This is a genomic window from Nonomuraea sp. NPDC049758 (assembly GCF_040674635.1).
Taxonomy (GTDB): domain Bacteria; phylum Actinomycetota; class Actinomycetes; order Streptosporangiales; family Streptosporangiaceae; genus Nonomuraea.
In genome coordinates, this window is sequence record NZ_JBFAMZ010000026.1 from 26,169 (window position 1) to 42,483 (window position 16,315).

16 protein-coding genes are annotated in these 16,315 nt (G+C 75.8%); 11 read left to right on the top strand and 5 right to left on the bottom strand.

From position 1 onward, the window contains the following. The first annotated feature begins 32 nt into the window (after positions 1–32). From AB0J46_RS44155 to AB0J46_RS44185, 7 genes are all read left to right on the top strand, one after another. Positions 33–1,940 (top strand): histidine kinase, encoded by a 1,908-nt coding sequence (locus tag AB0J46_RS44155; protein ID WP_364341285.1) that lies wholly within the window; start codon positions 33–35, stop codon positions 1,938–1,940. Continuing rightward, positions 1,937–2,590, top strand: coding sequence for a response regulator transcription factor (locus tag AB0J46_RS44160; protein WP_364341287.1), 654 nt, complete (start codon positions 1,937–1,939; stop codon positions 2,588–2,590). Before AB0J46_RS44155 ends, AB0J46_RS44160 begins: the two co-directional genes overlap by 4 nt. Before the next feature lie 78 nt (positions 2,591–2,668). Then, positions 2,669–3,928 carry an alpha/beta hydrolase gene (locus tag AB0J46_RS44165; protein WP_364341289.1) on the top strand — a complete coding sequence of 420 codons (1,260 nt, stop codon included), beginning with the start codon at positions 2,669–2,671 and terminating at the stop codon, positions 3,926–3,928. A gap of 86 nt (positions 3,929–4,014) precedes the next feature. Next, positions 4,015–4,794 (top strand): class I SAM-dependent methyltransferase, encoded by a 780-nt coding sequence (locus AB0J46_RS44170; RefSeq protein WP_364341291.1) that lies wholly within the window; start codon positions 4,015–4,017, stop codon positions 4,792–4,794. 106 nt (positions 4,795–4,900) lie between these two features. Next, complete coding sequence (locus tag AB0J46_RS44175; protein ID WP_364341293.1) at positions 4,901–5,647, top strand: class I SAM-dependent methyltransferase; 747 nt, start codon at positions 4,901–4,903, stop codon at positions 5,645–5,647. A 63-nt stretch (positions 5,648–5,710) separates the two neighbouring features. Further along, positions 5,711–6,601, top strand: coding sequence for a LysR family transcriptional regulator (locus tag AB0J46_RS44180; protein WP_364341294.1), 891 nt, complete (start codon positions 5,711–5,713; stop codon positions 6,599–6,601). Positions 6,602–6,658: 57 nt separating this feature from the next. Then, the gene (locus AB0J46_RS44185; protein WP_364341296.1) at positions 6,659–7,144 is read left to right on the top strand and encodes a nuclear transport factor 2 family protein; all 486 of its coding nucleotides are present in this window, start codon (positions 6,659–6,661) and stop codon (positions 7,142–7,144) included. A 72-nt stretch (positions 7,145–7,216) separates the two neighbouring features. Here the strand turns inward: AB0J46_RS44185 and AB0J46_RS44190 are convergent, their stop codons facing one another. From AB0J46_RS44190 to AB0J46_RS44200, 3 genes are read right to left on the bottom strand one after another with little or no spacing between them, the layout of a single operon-like run. Next, complete coding sequence (locus tag AB0J46_RS44190; RefSeq protein WP_364341298.1) at positions 7,217–7,885, bottom strand: DUF3618 domain-containing protein; 669 nt, start codon at positions 7,883–7,885, stop codon at positions 7,217–7,219. Beyond that, on the bottom strand, positions 7,861–8,253 hold the full coding sequence (locus tag AB0J46_RS44195; protein WP_358012454.1) for a phage holin family protein: 393 nt from the start codon (positions 8,251–8,253) through the stop codon (positions 7,861–7,863). The genes AB0J46_RS44190 and AB0J46_RS44195 overlap by 25 nt, the downstream gene beginning before the upstream one ends. Further along, positions 8,250–8,924 carry a hypothetical protein gene (locus AB0J46_RS44200; protein WP_364341300.1) on the bottom strand — a complete coding sequence of 225 codons (675 nt, stop codon included), beginning with the start codon at positions 8,922–8,924 and terminating at the stop codon, positions 8,250–8,252. Before AB0J46_RS44200 ends, AB0J46_RS44195 begins: the two co-directional genes overlap by 4 nt. A 254-nt stretch (positions 8,925–9,178) precedes the next feature. Between AB0J46_RS44200 and AB0J46_RS44205 the strand changes: the two genes are divergently transcribed. From AB0J46_RS44205 to AB0J46_RS44215, 3 genes are all read left to right on the top strand, one after another. Beyond that, positions 9,179–11,446 carry a catalase gene (locus AB0J46_RS44205; RefSeq protein ID WP_364341302.1) on the top strand — a complete coding sequence of 756 codons (2,268 nt, stop codon included), beginning with the start codon at positions 9,179–9,181 and terminating at the stop codon, positions 11,444–11,446. Positions 11,447–11,578: 132 nt separating this feature from the next. Continuing rightward, on the top strand, positions 11,579–11,770 hold the full coding sequence (locus AB0J46_RS44210; protein WP_364341304.1) for a hypothetical protein: 192 nt from the start codon (positions 11,579–11,581) through the stop codon (positions 11,768–11,770). A 64-nt stretch (positions 11,771–11,834) separates the two neighbouring features. Further along, positions 11,835–12,704 (top strand): GNAT family N-acetyltransferase, encoded by an 870-nt coding sequence (locus AB0J46_RS44215; protein ID WP_364341305.1) that lies wholly within the window; start codon positions 11,835–11,837, stop codon positions 12,702–12,704. A gap of 17 nt (positions 12,705–12,721) precedes the next feature. On the opposite strand, the gene AB0J46_RS44220 is transcribed toward AB0J46_RS44215, so the two are convergent. After that, entirely contained in the window at positions 12,722–13,834 is a 1,113-nt protein-coding gene (locus tag AB0J46_RS44220; RefSeq protein ID WP_364341307.1) for an ABC transporter substrate-binding protein, read from the bottom strand. A 213-nt stretch (positions 13,835–14,047) separates the two neighbouring features. Between AB0J46_RS44220 and AB0J46_RS44225 the strand changes: the two genes are divergently transcribed. Beyond that, the gene (locus AB0J46_RS44225; protein ID WP_364341308.1) at positions 14,048–15,481 is read left to right on the top strand and encodes a multicopper oxidase family protein; all 1,434 of its coding nucleotides are present in this window, start codon (positions 14,048–14,050) and stop codon (positions 15,479–15,481) included. Here AB0J46_RS44225 and AB0J46_RS44230 read toward each other — a convergent pair. Then, entirely contained in the window at positions 15,468–16,265 is a 798-nt protein-coding gene (locus AB0J46_RS44230; RefSeq protein ID WP_364341310.1) for a hypothetical protein, read from the bottom strand. The genes AB0J46_RS44225 and AB0J46_RS44230 overlap by 14 nt on opposite strands. Positions 16,266–16,315: the final 50 nt, after the last annotated feature.

Consider the following 16,315-nt stretch of genomic DNA (forward strand, 5'->3'; position numbering starts at 1 on the left):
CGGGGCCGATCCGCGGAAGCTAGCCTGACGCCGTGACCTCCGTTCTGCTGTGGTGCGCGCTCGTCGGCGTCGCCCTCCTGTACGGCGCGGCCGTCCGCGGCACGGCCGGGATCACGATCACGGTCGCCGCGGCCCTGGTGGCGGCGGCTACGACCGTCGCGGCGGCCCGCGGCTGGCCGCCGCAGGCGCTGGCGGGCGTGGCGCTGGTGGCGGGCGGCGTGGGCGCGGTCGTCTGGGCGTTCGGGCGGGCGCACCGGCGGGGCCGGACGCGGCGGGCGGCCCTGGCCGCGCACCGGGCGGCGCGATCGCGGGCGGCCGCGGCCGTGGCGGACGCCGTGCGCCTCAGGATGGCCGCCGAGCTGCACGACACCGCCGCCCACCGGCTCACCGGCATCGCGGTGGCCGCGGCGTCCGCGCTGCACGTGGCCGACCCGGCGATGCGGGAGTCCGCCCTGCGCCACGCCGGGGACGCCGCCCGCCTGGCCCGCGCCGAACTGGCGGGCGCGCGGGAGGCCGTCTGCGACCTGCCGGCGATCGACGCCCTGGTCGCCTCCTGGCCCGGCCCCCGCGCGGACCCCGGCCGGGTCGGCTACCGCAGGACGGCCGCCGCCGCCCCGCCCGAGGTCGCGGCGGCCGCCTACCGGGTGGTCCAGGAGGGCCTCACCAACGCCGCGCGGTACGCGGGCGGCGCCCGGCTGGACGTCGCCGTCCTCGGCGAACCCGGCCGGCTGACCGTCGAGGTGCGCGACACCGGCGGCACGCGGGAGCACGACGACCTGGGCACCGGCCACGGCCTGTCCGGGCTGGCCACGACCGTGGCGGCCTGCGGCGGCACGCTCACGGCGGGCCCGGACGCCGGCGGCTGGACGGTCCGGGCCGCCTTCCCCGCCCCCGCCGGGCCGCCCCCGTTCCGGCGGGCGTGGTGGCGCGGGCGGCGGGCCTGGGACGCGGCGCTGGCCGGGCTCGCCGTCGCGTTGACGATGGGGGCGAGCCTGCTGCCGGGAGGCACTCCGGCGCCGCGGGAGTTCCTCGTGCTCGGCCCCCTCTTCGTCCTGCACGCCCTGCCTCTGTGGTGGCGGGTGCGGCGGCCCGCGTGGAGCCTCGCCGCGATGTTGTCGATCCATCCGGTGGCGATGGCGGGCCTGACCCCGACCCCCGCGGGCGACCTGTTCCTCTGGGCGTGGTGGGTGGAGCTGGCCCAGCTCTACGCCTTCGGCGCCCACCACCCCAGGCGGCGGGGCGTGCTCGCGATCCTCGCCGTCGGCCTGGTGGGCGGCCTCGCGCTGGCCCTCGGGCCGGGCATCGCCGGCGACCGGACGGCCGCCTGGGCGGTGCTCGCCACGGCCGTGGTGCTCCTGTCGGCTCCGGCGTGGGCGGCGGGCGTCCTGGTCGGCCGGGCGCGGGCGCGGCGGCGCGCGGCCGCGACCGCCGAACGCGACCTGCTGGCCGGCCGGCTGGCGGACGTGGCGCGCGGTGAGCGCGAGCGGATCGTCGAGGGCCTGCGCAGCACGGCGGCCCGGCACGCGGACGCGGTCGTCGCGGCGGCCGGGAAGGGCGACCTGGCGGCGGTGCGCGACGCCGCCCGCGCCGCGATCGACACGCTCCGGCGGCTGCTGGACGAGCTGCGCCGCCCCGCCGGAGCCGACGGCCCGCCGCCGACGCTCGCCGGGCTGGAGGTGCTGGCCGCCCGGCGGCAGTCGGGCGTGCACCACGTCGGCGACCCCGGCGGCCTGACCCCCGAGCTGGAGGTCGGCGTGTTCCGGGCCGTCGAGGAGCTGGCCGGGGACCGGATCACCGTGTCCTACCTGCCCGACGGCGTGCTCGTCGAGGGCACGGCGGCCCGGCGCGCCCGCCGCCGGCTGCACACCCTGGCCGACGGGTACGGCGGGGCGCTGGCCACCGGCGGCCCGGACGACGTGCGGGTATGGTTGCCCAGATGATCAGGGTGATCGTCGTCGACGACCAGGCGGTGGTCCGGATCGGGATCGCCGCGGTGCTGGCCGCCGAACCCGACCTCGACGTGGTCGGGCAGGCCGCCGACGGTGAGTCCGCCGTGGCGCTCGCCGCCGAGCTGCGCCCGGACGTGGCGCTCATGGACGTCCGGATGCCCGGCCTCGACGGGCTCGCCGCCACCGCCCGGATCACCGCCGGCACGCCGGGTACGCGGATCGTCGTGCTGACCACGTTCGGCCTGGAGGAGTACGTGTTCGGCGCGCTGCGCGCGGGCGCGTCCGGGTTCCTGCTCAAGGACGCCGAGCCGGCGCGGGTCGTGGACGCGGTGCGGGTGATCGCGCGCGGCGACGCGCTGCTCGACCCGGTGATCACCCGGCGGCTGCTCGAGCGCTTCGCCGCGGCCGCCGACCCCGGCCCGCCCGCGCGGCCCGACGGGCTCACCGCTCGCGAGCGCGAGGTGCTCGGGCACGTCGCGCGCGGGCTGTCCAACGCCGAGATCGCCGCCGTCCTGGCGCTCAGCCCCGCCACGGTCAAGGACCACGTCGCGGCGATCCTGGCCAAGCTGGGCGTGCGCGACCGGCTGCACGCGACCATCCACGCCTACGAGTCCGGCCTGATCCGCCCCGGGGCCGGCTGACCCCCGCCGCGTGGCGGGGGCACGGATCGGTCGCCGGCAGGAGGAGACGCGGCGCGCGCGTTCCTAACGTTGTGGCACATGAAACGTGTGTCAGGCGCGATCCTGCTGGTGGGCGCCGAGATCGCCGCGGTCGCCGCCGGGGCCCTGGTCTTCCTGCTCGTGGCGGCCGTGACGGCCGCCGTGCCGCTGTTCGCGGGGGCGGGGGTGCTCGCCGTCGCCGCCGTCACCTGGCTGCTCGGACGTCCCGCGCTCCGGCTGCTGGGGCTGCCCCGGCTGGTGCCGCCCTACGTGGTGGTGAACACCGTGGCGCTCACCGCCCTCGCCGGGCTGGCGGTCTTCCGGCCCTTCCCCGTCCCGCCGCCGGGCGCGACGCCCGCCGGGGTCGCGTACTGGCAGCTCCCGACGGGCTCCCGGCTCGCCTACGTCAAGCTCGCCGGATCCGGCACGGCCGGCCGCCCGCCGGTGATCTTCCTGCACGGCGGGCCGGGCACGCCCGGGGAGGGGCTGCCGGAGGGCAGCGAGGAGCTGGCCGCCGCCGGGTTCGACGTCTACGCCTACGACCAGCTCGGCGCCGGACGCTCGACCCGGCTGGCCGACCCGGCCGGGTACACGGTCGCCCGCCACGTCGCCGACCTGGAGGCCGTCCGCCAGGCCATCGGCGCCCCGAAGATCGTCCTGGTCGGCAGGTCGTGGGGCGGCACCCTGTCGGCCGCCTACCTCGCCGCCCACCCCGGCCGGGTGGCCAAGGCCGTGCTCACCTCGCCGGGCGCGATCTGGGAGCCCGCCTTCCCCGGCGGCGTCGGCAGCCCGTGGGACGGACTGCCCGCCCCCCTCCAGGCCCAGGCCGACGCGCTGACGAGCTCCCCGCGCATGCTGGTCCAGTCGTTGCTCCTGGGTGCGAACCCGGCCGCGGCGCGGGCGCTGGTGCCCGACGCCGAGGCCGACGCCCGGATGCGCGCGCTGCTGCTGGTGGCCAAGGACGCCACGGGCTGCGCGGACGCCAAACCCGCCCCCGTGCACGGGAACCTGCCCGGCTTCTACAGCAACCAGGTCACCGCCGAGGACGCCGCCGCCGTCCCCGACCCGCGGCCCCGGTTGCGCGGGGTACGGGTGCCGGTGCTCATCATGCGCGGGCAGTGCGACTACCTGAAGTGGGAGGTCACCTACGACTACCGGCGCACCCTGCCGGACTCGACCCTGGTGTACGTCCCGGGCGCCGGCCACTCGATCGCCAACGGCCGTCCCGACCTCTACCGCGGCCTGATCCGCGCCTTCCTCCTCGACCGCCCGCTGCCCGTCCCCGCCTACACCGGCGCCACCGATCCCGCCCGCTCCTAGACGCCGCCGGGCGTTCCGGGATCGGTGATCTTAGGATGCGGGTGACTCAGGGCTCCGCCGGGCGGCGGGGCGGGGAAGGAGAGCGCGTGGAGCCGGACGAACGGCTACGTCACAGCTCGTCATTCGGAGCCGCGGCGGCCGCGTACGCCGAGCACCGCCCGGACTACGCGCACGCCGCCGTGCGCTGGGCGCTGGAGGCGGCGCCGGGGCGGCGGGTGCTCGACCTCGGGGCCGGCACCGGCAAGCTGACCGCGACGCTGGTCGAGCTGGGCGTCGAGGTCGTCGCGGTCGAGCCCGACCCGGCGATGCTGGCCGAGCTGCGCCGGGCGCTGCCGGACGTCCGCGCCCTGCCGGGCAGCGCCGAGGCGATCCCGCTGCCGGCCGCGTCCGTCGACGCGGTGCTGGCCGGCAACGCCATGCACTGGTTCGACATGGCCGTCGCGGGGCCCGAGATCGCCAGGGTCCTGGCTCTCGGCGGCGTCCTGGCCGGCCTGTGGAACGTGCTCGACGACGGCGTCGACTGGGTGGCCGGGCTTGCGCAGGCCGGTGGCGGCGAGGCGGTCGGCCCGCGCGACACGCCCGCCGCCTGGCGCGCCGAGACGGCCGGGATGCACCTGCCCGGGCCGGGCGCGCCCGCCCGGTTCGGGACGCCGGAGCAGGAGCAGTTCCCGCACGGCCAGCGCCGCACCGCGGACTCCCTCGCCGAGACGCTCGCGACCAGGGCGGGCATGCTCGTCATGCCCGAAGGGGAACGCGCGGCCCGGCTCGGCCGGATCCGCGCCTACCTCGCCGGCCGGCCCGAGACCGCCGACGGCGAGTTCACCCTGCCGATGCTGACCGCCGTGCTGCGCGTCCGGCGGTTGTGAGGACGGCCGAGCCAGGGCCGTGAAGAGGTTTCACCTGTCGATCGATCCGAAAACAACGATCAAGCGGCCTCCCGTCGGACGGTGACGGCCGGGAAGGCGGTGCCGAATGTCCGGAACGCCGTTGTACGACACCATCGGAGCGGCCTACACCACGACGCGGCGCACCGATCCCCGCATCGCCGCGCGCATCTGGGATGCCCTCGGCGACGCCCGGACCGTGCTGAACGTCGGCGCGGGCACCGGGTCCTACGAGCCGCCCGGCCGTTACGTCCTGGCGGTGGAGCCGTCGGCGCTCATGCGCTCGCAGCGCCCGGCGGGGGCGGCGCCGTGCCTGGCCGGGTCCGCCGAGCGCCTGCCGTTCGACGACGGGTCCTTCGACGCCGCCATGGCCGTCTCGTCGGTCCACCACTGGCCGGACGTGCTCGGCGGCCTGCGCGAGATGCGGCGGGTCGCCCGGCGCGTGGTGGTGTTCACCCACGACACCGGCGACGCCGGCTGGCGCGACCGGTTCTGGCTGTCCCGCGACTACCTGCCCGAGGTCGCCGGCCTCGTGGCCGGCCGGCCCTTGGTGACCGAGCTGGCGGCGGCGATCGGGGCCCGGCTGGAACCCGTGCCCATCCCGTGGGACTGCGCCGACGGCCTGTTCGAGGCCTTCTGGCGCCGGCCGGAGGCGTACCTGGAGGAGGACGTCCGCCGTGGGATGTCGGTCTGGGCCAGGCTCGGGCCGGATGTCGAGCGGCGCGCGGTGCGCGACCTGCGTGCCGACCTCGCCTCCGGCCGGTGGGCCGCACGCAACCGTGATCTGCTCGATCTCGACGAGGCCGAGCTCGGCCTCCGCCTGCTGATCGCGTAGCCCGGGGCGGCCTTCCCCAGCGGTCGCGGAATGCATGAGAGGTCTTCCTCCGTTGTCGCCGCCGTGGACGATCTCACCCCCGCGGAACTGCGCGTCCTGGTCGCCGTCGACGGCGAGGGCAGCGTCACGGCGGCCGGCGTACGGCTGGGGCTGACCCAGTCGGCCGTCTCGCACGCCCTGCGCGCCGCCGAGCGGAAGATGGGGGCCGTGCTGTTCCAGCGCGGCCGCCCCGGCGCGCGGGCCACCGCGGCGGGGCGGGCCGCGGTCGGGCACGCCCGGCACATCCTGCGGCTCATGGAGGTCATGCGGGCCGACACGCGCACCGCCGCCCGCGGCGAGGCCACCGGGACCATCCGGCTGGCCGCCTTCCGCAGCGCCGCCTTCCACCTGCTGCCGCGCGTGCTGGTCCGGTTCGGCCGGCGGCACCCCAAGGTCACCGTGGACGTGCGCATCGTGCCGGACCTGGGCAGGGGCATCGCCGGCGAGGTGGCCGACGGCCGGGCCGACGTGGGCGTCCTGACCCTGCCGATGTACGTGGACGGCCTGGTCGGCAAGGAGCTGTACGAGGAGCCGTACGTGCTGGCCCATCCGCTGGGGCATCCGGACCCGCGGTCGCTCCCCATGATCGACTGGCACGAGAACTGCTCGGGCGAGACCCGGCGCTGGCTGGCCGCGCAGGAGTGGATCCCGCCCGGCGACATCACGGTCGAGGACGACGGCGTCGTCATGTCGATGGTCGGGCACGGGCTCGGCGCGGCGATCGTGCCCCGCCTGTCCACGGTGGACGCCCCGGCCAGGGTCGCCACGGCCGAGCTCGGCGAGGACGCCCCCCGCCGCCGGGTGGGCTACGTCACCACCCGCGAACTGGCCGGCTCCGCGCTGATCCGGGACCTGCTCGGCGAGCTGCGCACCCTCCGCACGCCCGCCGCCCCGGCGGCGGCCACCCATCCATGAGCCGCTGCTGACGACCGTTTGGCGGTGCGCTGCCCTGGTCCGGGTACGGTCCCTGGCATGGAAGAGGTGCCGCCGGCGACGGACGACATCGTGCACCGGCTGATCGGCGCGGCCAACGCGCACGACATCGAGGCGGTGTCGCGGTGTTACGCGCCGGACGCGGTCGTCGTGAGCCCCGAGATGGAGGCGGGCGGTCCTGAGGAGATCGCCTCCTATTTCACCCAGATCTGGGACGGCTTTCCCGACCTGCACTTCACGCTGTGGGAGACCGTCCCCCTGGGCGACACGATCGCCACCGAGCTGACGGCGACCGGGACGCACTCCGGCCCCTACCTGACGGTCGGGGGCGAGGTGCTGGCCGCGACCGGCCGCCAGATCACCGTGCGGGCCTGCTGGTTCTGGGACCTGCGCGACGGGCTCGTCTCCAGCCAGCGCCTCTACTACGACCAGCTCGAGATCTACTCCCAGATCGGCCTGTGCCTGCCCCTGGCCTTCGAGCCCCCGGACACCGCAGCCACGCAGGAGGCCGGGGACGCCAGGTGACCCGCCGGACAACGGCGCAGGCCCGCACGGCCTGATGCGGCTGTGCGGGCCTGGGCACGTCCGGGCGGGCGTCTAGCGGTGCCCGCCCACCTGTCGGGCCTGCTCGCGGGCCTGGTCGGCGGTGGCGGCGGCCGCCTCCGACGCGCTGTCCTTCACCTGCTGGACGGCCTGCCCCGCCAGCTCCTTGGCGTCCTGGCCGAGCTGCTGCGCCGACTCGCGACCGGCTTCCACGACCGGCTCCAGCACGTCGCCGACCTGGTCGCGGAGCTGGCCGACGGCCTGCTCCTCCGCCTCGGTGACGGGGATGAGCGTGGCGGCCAGCAGACCGGCGCCGAAGGCGATCAGCCCGGCCGCCAGGGGGTTGCCCTGGGTGCCCCGCCTGGCCTGCTCCGGCGCGGCCCGGACGGTCTCGGCCGCCACGTGGGCGCCGTGCCGCACGGTGCCGGCCGCCTGGTGGGCGCCCTCCATCACCGCCTGGCCGGCCTGGTGCGCCCCCTCGCCCATCGAGCCGGCGGTGGCGGCGACGCCGTGCCGCGCCCGGCCGGCGGCATGGGACGCGCCATGGGAAGGGGTTCCCATCACCCGCTCCCGCAACGAGCGCGCCGCCTCCCGCACCCGTTCGGTACGGCGGCGCGCGATCCGCGCCGGGCTCGTCCGGTCGGCCAGCCGGTCCACGTCGGCCGCGAGTTCGGCCCTCGTGACGGCGATCTCGTGTCTCACTTCCTCAGGTCGCGTGCCCATTGCGCGTCCTCCTTGAGCGTCTCGATGGTCTGCTCGGGTCTGGGGTTGATCTCGCGCAGCCGGTTGCGCCCGTTGACGTACAGCACTCCGCCGATGACCGCCCAGACGACCGCGAGAACGAGCGCGGCCCAGCCCAGGCCCATCACCTCGCCCAGGCCGAACATGACGGCCAGGGTCACCAGCAGCGCGATCATGTAACCGGCGAAGCCGGCGCCGCCGAGCATCCCGGCCGCCTTGCCCGCCTTGGTCGCCTCCTGGCGGAGCTCGATCTTGGCCAGCTCCACCTCCTGGCGGAACAGTTTGGAGATGTCCTCGCCGATCTCGCCGACCAGCTGGCCGAGCGTCGGTTCCTCGGGTTGCGCGGTCATGGCAGGTCACTCCCGGCGCCGTAGGCGGGCGCCGCGGGAGCGGCCGGAGCGGCCGGTGGCGTGGTGAGCGGCGGCACCGGGCGGGTGTCGTCCTGCCCGAGGGGGTCGCCGAGCGGCCGGTGCAGCGGTTGCGGCGGCGCCGCGCCGGGTTGCGCGGCGCTCGGCAGGGTGGGGTCGGCGGGCGGCGGCGGGACCGCGGGCTGGGAGGCCGTCCCTGAGCTGTCGCCGGAGGCCTTGATGACGCGGCCCACCAGGAAGCCCGCGGCCAGGGCGCCGGCCAGGAACGCGGCCGGGCGGCGGCGGGCGAAGCTCTGCACCTCGCCGACCACCCCGGCCAGGCCGTGCCTGTCGAGGTAGTCGGCCGCGCGCCGGCCCTGGTCGGCGGCCTGGCGGACGACGTTGGTCACCGGCGAGTCGGGCTTGGCCTGCTCGTGCATGGCCGACAGGTCCTCCGACCACTCCCGCAGGCTCTGCGCGGCACGCCGGCTCTGCTGCTCGGACTGGGCGCGCACCCGGTCGCGCAGTTCGTCGACGGCGTTCCTGGCCTGGGCCCTGGCCTCGCCGGCCACCTGGACGCCGGCCTCCTTGGCGGTCCCGGCGACCTCCTGCGCGGCGGCCTTGCCCTGATGGAGCGTTCCCTCCTGGCCGGTCCCCGTCGGGTATTCACTCATGGGTGCCCTCCTCGTGGGATTGATGCCGCCTGTGGCTACCCGGTCGGCCTCCGCCAAACCAAGAACACCCCAACGCAGGGCAAAGAACGCGAAAAGGGGATCGGCGTTCCGCGCTGCTCCGGAAGCGTTCCGATCGTGTTCGCGCGGGGTCGCGAACCGCCCTGAAGTGCGACTATTCGCGTTATACGGCTGAGCATGGGTAGGGAGGCGCCAGACCTGGTCAATCCGTTGTGGCCCTTCCGAAGGAACCAAGCATGAACGAGTCGCACCCGCTCAAGTCCGCCGTGGAGAAGGTCGTCGGCGCCGTCACCGATCACGACGCGGTGAAGCCCGCCGAGATCCCTGGCGTGCCCAGCAGCCTGCCGCCCGAGCTTGAGGAGCCGACCGAACCGCGGGAGCCGCTGCCGCCCAAGCCGGACCAGACCGGGCCCGAGACCGTCTCGCCCACCGGGCAGCCCACCGGCGCCTCGCAGGACCAGATGGCCCAGGGTGGCGAGTACCTGACCACCGCCCAGGGGGTGCGGCTGCGCGACACCGACCACTCGCTGAAGGCCGGCCCGCGCGGCCCGGTGCTGCTGCAGGACCACCACCTGCGCGAGAAGGTCATGCACTTCGACCACGAGCGCATCCCCGAGCGGGTGGTGCACGCCCGCGGCGCCGCCGCCCACGGCGTGTTCCAGGCGTACGGCACCGCCTCGAACATCACCAAGGCGGCCTTCCTCGCCGAGGGCGCCAGGACCCAGGTCTTCGTCCGCTTCTCCACCGTGCTCGGGTCGCGCGGCTCGGCCGACACCGTCCGCGACACCCGCGGCTTCGCCACCAAGTTCTACACCGCCGAGGGCGTGTTCGACCTGGTCGGCAACAACATCCCGGTCTTCTTCATCCAGGACGGCATCAAGTTCCCCGACGTCATCCACGCCGGCAAGCCGCATCCCGACCGGGAGATCCCGCAGGCGCAGAGCGCCCACGACACGTTCTGGGACTTCGTCTCCCTGCACACCGAGGCCACCTTCCACACGATGTGGAACATGTCCGACCGCGGCATCCCGCGCTCGTTCCGCATGATGGAAGGCTTCGGCGTGCACACCTTCCGCCTGGTCAACGCGGCGGGGGAGACGACGCTGGCCAAGTGGCACTGGAAGCCCAAGCTCGGCGTGCACTCGCTGACCTGGGAGGAGGCCCAGATCGCCGGCGGCGTCGACCCCGACTTCCACCGGCGCGACCTCGCCGACGCCATCGAGGCCGGCGCGCACCCGCAGTGGGAGCTGGGCATCCAGGTCTTCCCGGACACGCCGGAGCAGATGTTCGAGGGCATCGACCTGCTGGACCCGACGAAGATCGTGCCCGAGGAGCTGGCCCCCGTCCACCCGGTCGGCCTGATGACGCTCAACGCCAACCCGTCGAACTTCTTCGCCGAGACCGAGCAGGTCGCCTTCCACGTCGGGCACCTCGTGCCGGGCATCGACATCACCGACGACCCGCTGCTGGCGGCGCGGCTGTTCTCCTACCTCGACACGCAGATCACCCGCCTGGGCGGCCCGAACTTCGCGCAGATCCCCATCAACCGGCCGCACGCGCCGGTCAACGACATGCTGCGCGACGGCCTCCACCAGACGGCCGTCCACCGCGGGGTGGCCCCGTACCGGCCGAACTCCCTGGACGGCGGCTGCCCCTTCCAGGCCGGCGCCGAGCAGGGCGCCTACGTCGAGGTGCCGCTGGAGGTCGCCGGACGCAAGGTGCGCGAGGCGCCCGCGACCTTCTCCGACCACTACAGCCAGCCGCGGCTGTTCTGGCTGAGCCTGTCCCCGGTCGAGCGCGAGCACCTGATCAGCGCCTACACCTTCGAGCTGGGCAAGTGTTACGAGCAGGCGGTCAAGGAACGTCAGCTCCGGGTGCTGGCCAACATCGACCCGGTCCTGTGCCGGGAGGTCGCCGACGGCCTCGGGCTGCCCGCCCCCGAGCCCACCGTGCCGCTCGCCGACCCGGCGCCGAGCCCGGCGCTGTCGCAGGTCGGCCGGGAGTGGCCGCTGGACGGCCGGATCATCGGCATCGTCGCGGACGAGACCAGCGACCTCGGCGCCGTGGGCGCCGTCCGCCAGGCCGTGCTCGACGGCGGGATGACGCCGCTCGTCATCGCGCCCAAGGGCGGCATGCTGGGCGGCACGCTGGCCGTCCAGCGCACCTTCGCCGCGGCTCGCTCCGTCGAGTTCGACGCCGTGCTGCTGGCCGGGGCGCCCGCTCCGGGCGACGACGCGTACGGCGCCCGCGACGCCAAGGCCGGCGACGGCGGCACCCCGGTCGACCCGCGCGTGCTGCTCCTGGTCGGCGAGGCGTACCGGCACGCCAAGGCGGTGGGCGGCTGGGGCACGGCCGCGCAGGCGCTGCAGGCCGCGGGGATCCCCGCGCAGGCGCCGGGCGTCGTCACCGGCCAGGACGGCGAGGGGGTGCTGCGCGACGTGCTCGCCCTGCTGCCCCTGCACCGGGTCTGGGACCGCTTCCGCGTGCACCCCGACGTGGCCTGAGCCAGGAGACCCGCCCGCCCATCGCGCGCCGCGACGCCATGTCGCGGCGCGCGACGTGTGTTCCGGCTCCCCTGAGCGCGAGGCCGCCACCCCGGCCGTGAAAGCAGATCGCCCCACCGGTGGAGTAGGGGTGTGACTGCCCATTCGACGGCCCATTCGACGGCCCGTCCGACGGTCCGGAACGGCACCGGCCCGCCGGCGGCGATCAGCGACGAGGCCCTGCTGGAGCTCTCGCGCCGCAAGCCCATGCTCGGCAAGACCGGCGTCACGACGATCACGGCGGCCTGGACCGACGACCGGCTCGCGGCCCCGCGGATCCCCTAGCCGCCCTCCCGGCCCGCGGGAAATCCGGGTGCGGACGGCGGGCTGGGTGGTGTGTGATCGGGGGATGACGATCGAGACGGGCAGGCCGGGGATCGACGGGCTCGGCGACGCGGTGCGGCTGCTGGGGGAGTGGCAGCGCGAAGGAGAGCCCGTGCAACTGCATCCGGGTGACCTGGGATGGTTCTGGCGGTTCGGCCCGGAGTGCACGGCGGCGGCCACCCTGACCTGGAGCCGGGCCGGGGAAATCGTCGCGGCCGGGCTGCTGGACGGCGCCGACCTGCTGCGGCTGGCGTTCGCGCCGGGGGCGGCGCAGGACGAGGAACTGGCCCGCCGGGTGGCCGGAGACGTGTCGGAGCCCGCACGCGGGGTGCTGCCCGAGGGGCGGGTGTACGTCGAGTCGCCGCCGGGCGCGCTGGTCCGGGACCTGTTGCTGAAGGACGGCTGGGCGGCCGACGACCCGTGGACGATCCTCGGGCGCGACCTCGGCGCGCCTGTCCCGGATCCCGGCGTGCACGTCGAGGCGGTGGGGCCGGAGCAGGCGCACGAGTGGGCCGCCGTCATCCGGGCGTCGTTCGACGGCTCGACCTTCACCGAGGAGCGCTGGCACGCGATGGCGGCGGGCGTCCCGTACACCGGCGCGCGGTGCCTGCTCGCCCGCGACGACCAGGGCGCGGCGGTGGCGGCCGTGGCGGTCTGGTCGGCCGGTGCGGGCAGGCCGGGGCTGATCGAGCCGATGGGGGTGCACCGGGACCACCGGGGGCGCGGGCACGGCCGGGCGATCACGGTCGCCGCGGCGCGCGCGCTGCGGGAGGCCGGCTCGTCCAGCGTGCTCGTGTGCTGCCCGAGCTCCAACGCCGGTGCCGTCGCCACCTACCGGTCGGCCGGCCTCGAACGGCTGACGGAGAGGCACGACGTGTCCCGCCACCCCTCCTGAGGCGTCCCGCGCGGTGGTCAGGCGGTGTGCAGGGTGCGGAAGCGCTCCGGGTTCGCCGGGTCGCGGTCGGCCACCTGGATCGGGGGCCAGGCCCACTGCCAGACGCTGACGCCCGGCGCGCGGGAGAACCGGATCGGCCCCCGGGTGCCCTCGACCGCGAGGTGCGGCCAGGATCCGGCGACGGCCGCCCGGTCCACGCCGTGCGACCGCAGCGCCTCGGCCACCACGGTGACCGTGTCGTAGCCCTCGAAGGCGACGAACGACGGCGTCGCGGCCAGCCGCTCGCGAAGGGCCGCCGCCACCCGGACGCCCAGAGGGCTCAGGCTCTCGGGCAGGTAGCACAGGAACGGGATCGCGGCGCCGTCGTCGCCCAGCGACTCGGCCCACCCCGGGAACTCCGGCTGCCCGGCCGGCGCGCCGATCAGGGTCCCGGCCAGGCGCCGGTCGCGGCGCACGGCCCGCACGATCGGCACCGCCGGCTCCGGGTGGCCGGCCAGGAGAAGCAGCGCCGTCGCGCCGTCGCGGGCGAGTTCGTCGCACACGGCCGCGGGGGTGAGCGCGGTCAGGTCGAGCTCGGTGACCGTGCCGCCGCGGGCGGCGAGGTGGTCGCGCAGGATGCCGAGCCCCGACGCCCAGTAGACGCTCGCCTGCCTCGCCACCGCGACGCGCTCGTGGCCCGCGCCGAGGAGGAAGTCGGCGAAGATCCGCCAGCCGCGCGACTGCGCAGGGGCCAGGCGCGCGACCCACGTCGCGGGCTCCTCGGTGAGCGCGTCGAGGACCGCCGAGGAGCAGAGGAACGGCAGGCCGACGGCCTCGGCGCGGGCGGCGGCGGCCCGGGCGACCACGCTGTGGTACTCGCCGGCCAGCGCGGCCACCCCGAGCCGGTCCAGCTCGTCCACGGCCGCCGCCGCCTTCCGCGGGTCGGCGGCGGTGTCCCGGACCACCAGCTCCAGCGGCCGGCCGCCGATGCCGCCGGCGTCGTTGACGTCCCGCACGGCCAGCTCCAGCCCGGCCAGCAGGTGGCGGCCCGCCTCGACCCAGCCGGGCGGGGTGAGCGGGACGAGCGCGCCGATCCGGACGGACGGCCCGCCGGCCCGCTCGGCCCCCGGCTGCGACGACGGCGTGCTCATGCGCATGATCTCCCTGGACGTGATGATCCGATGGCCCAGTATGCCGGGATCGCCGCGTCGCGACGGCGCCGGGGCCGGGGTGCGGGCCGTCCCCGGCCGGAGTACGGCGATCTTGAACCGCCCGACGCGCGTGGCGTCGTCCTTCCGCGGTGACTCTCCGTTATTTTGCGAGATGGATGAGGGGGATCCGTAGTGACTGATTCGCGTGGGACCGTGTCCCGCAGGTTGTTCGTCAGCGGCATGTTCGCCGCCCTGGGCGCCGTTCCGGCGGCCGCCGCCGGAGCGTCCGCCGGGCCGTCGGCGGGAAGGGCCGCCGAGACGGCCGGCAGGAGGGTGCTGCGGGCCGCGCCCGCCACCGTGTCCCTCGGCGGACGGACGGTGTCCACCTGGGCCTACGACGGCCTGCTGCCCGGCCCGACCATCCGGGCCACGGCCGGCGGCACGGTACGGGCCAGGCTCGTCAACGACCTGCCCGCGCCGACCACCGTGCACTGGCACGGCATCAGGATCGCCGCCGACATGGACGGCGCGCCCGGCCTCTCGCAGCGGCCGACCCGGCCCGGCGGGACGTTCGACTACGTGTTCACCGTCCCCGACCCGGGCACCTACTTCTACCACTCCCACGTGGGCATGCAGAGCGACCGCGGCCTGTACGGCCCGCTGATCGTGGAGGACCCGTACGAGCCGCTCGGGTACGACCAGGAGTTCACGGTCGTCCTCGACGACTGGCAGGACGGCGTCAACGGCACGCCCGACGACACGCTGCGCGCGCTGAGCACCACCCCGCACGACGACACCCTGAGCAGCCACGTCCTCGGCGGCACGTCCGGGCACGCGCGCTACCCGTACTACCTGGTCAACGGACGTACCGCCGACGAGCCCACCATCTTCATGAGCCGTCCCCGCGTGCGCGCCAGGTTCCGGGTGATCAACGCGGCCGCCGACACCGCCTTCCGGGTGGCGCTCGGCGGCCACCGCCTGACCATCACCCACACCGACGGTTTCCCGGTCAAGCCGGTCACCGTGGACACGGTCGTGATCGGCATGGGGGAGCGCTACGACTTCGTCGTCACGCTCGACGCGGGGGCGTTCCCGCTGATGGCGATGGCGGAGGGCAAGGCCGGGCGGGCGTTCGCGGTGGTGCGCACCTCGCCGGGCGCGCGCACGCCGTCACCGGACGGCGCCGTGCCGGAGCTCCAGCGGCGGCAGCTCGCCTACCAGGACCTCGAGGCGCGCCGCCGCGACCAGCTGAGCCCGCCGTCCAGGACGGTCACCGTCACGCTCGGCTGGCGTCAGGGCACCTCCGGCAGCGAGTGGCCGCTCAACGGGCACCTCGCCGACGACCCGCTGCGCCTGCGGGTCGACCGGGGCGAGACGATCAGGATCGTCATGCACAACGACACGCACATGTGGCACCCGATGCACCTGCACGGCCACACCTTCCAGGTCCGGACCACCGAGCGCGGCGGGCCGCGGAAGGACACCGTGAACGTCATGCCGTACAAGCGGATCAGCATCGACGTGCACGCCGACAACCCCGGCGAGTGGATGTTCCACTGCCACAACCTCTACCACCAGGAGCAGGGCATGATGGGCCTGCTCGGCTACGGCAAGCCCCCGAAGCGCCGGCACGTCATGAGCCACTGAATGAGCCACTGAATGAGCCACTGAACGAGCCACTGACCGGCGCCCGCGCGGTCGTGTCCAGGTAACCGGCGGCGGCGGTCAGCAGCGAGGTCCCCCAGAGCAGGAAGACCGGGTAGGTCCCGGCGAATCCCCAGCTCCCGTCCAGGACCTCGGCGCCGCCGCCGGGCGCGCACCCGCGGGTGACGCCGAACGCGAGGCAGCTCGTCATCATCGCGCCGTACTGGCCGACCAGCATGCCCACGGCCGCCGCCGGGACCGCCGCGAGCGCGCGCGGCACCCGCCGTCCTCCCGCCAGGGGCACCCACCGCGGGACGATCTGTCCCCATCGGGCGATCAGTCCCAGGGTGAGCAGGCCCCCGCCCACCGGCCCGGCGACGAGCAGCACCCAGAACACCGCCGAGCCGCCCAGACCGGCCAGGCCCGCGCGGGAGCCCTCCGCCACGCCCAGCGGCAGGCCCAGCCCCCACAGCAGGTGCGGCACCGAGAAGCCCAGCACCGGCAGGACGGCCGCCGTCCAGGTCGCCGCCCTGGCCCAGAGGGCGGGCCGGACCGTCCCGTCGGCCCGCCGCCGGTGCGGCCGCGCGGCGGTACGCGTCCCGAAGCGGACGGCCGCCAGCGCCAGCAGCACCCCCAGCGCGGCGCACAGCGACTGCCGGGCCAGCGCGGGGTCGTCGAGCTTGCCGAACGCCAGCCGCATGACCAGGTTCCCCGGCGCCACCAGCACGAGCGCGGCCGCCGCCGCCCAGCCCGCGGCCAGCAGCGCGGGCCGTGTCAGTGATCTCATGGCCGCCCACGGTAGGCCGCGCGGCCCCCCCGCGATCTCCCTCCCGAGGG